This window comes from Spirillospora albida (genome assembly GCF_000718255.1).
In the GTDB taxonomy this organism is placed as follows: Bacteria; Actinomycetota; Actinomycetes; order Streptosporangiales; family Streptosporangiaceae; genus Spirillospora; species Spirillospora albida.
This window is the reverse complement of the sequence record NZ_JOFJ01000062.1, coordinates 1-554: the sequence shown is the minus strand read 5'-3', so window position 1 is coordinate 554 and position 554 is coordinate 1. Positions and strand designations below refer to the sequence as shown.

Below are 554 nucleotides of genomic sequence, written 5' to 3'. Positions count from 1 at the left end.
CTACTTGAGGAGCTGGCGGGCGATGACCATCCGCTGGATCTGGTTGGTGCCCTCGTAGATCTGGGTGATCTTGGCGTCGCGCATCATCCGCTCCACCGGGAACTCGCGCGTGTACCCGTACCCGCCCAGCAACTGCACCGCATCGGTCGTGACGTCCATCGCCACATCCGAGGCCAGCGCCTTGCACGCCGACGACACCAGCGTCAGATCCGCCACCCTCTCCCCCAGCATCGCCCGCTCGGACTTGACCGCCGCGTGATACGTCAGCTGCCGCGCACCCTCCAGCCGCATCGCCATATCCGCCAGCATGAACCGCACACCCTGGAAATCACCGATCGCCTTGCCGAACTGCCGCCGCTCCTTCACATACCCCAGCGCGTAATCCAGCGCCCCCTGCGCGATCCCCAGCGCCTGCGCCGCGATCGTGATCCGGGTATGGTCCAGCGTCGCCAGCGCCGTCTTGAACCCCGTCCCCTCCGCACCGATCATCCGATCCGCCGGAATCCGCACATCCTCCAAGATCACCTGCCGGGTCGGCGACCCCTTGATCCCCA

The 554-nt window shown here is 66.6% G+C and carries 1 protein-coding gene; it reads right to left on the bottom strand.

Going from position 1 to position 554, the window contains the following annotated elements; genetic code table 11:
- On the bottom strand, positions 1 to 554 hold a 554-nt coding region (locus tag IE99_RS0128510; protein WP_030177511.1), incomplete at its 5' end, for an acyl-CoA dehydrogenase family protein.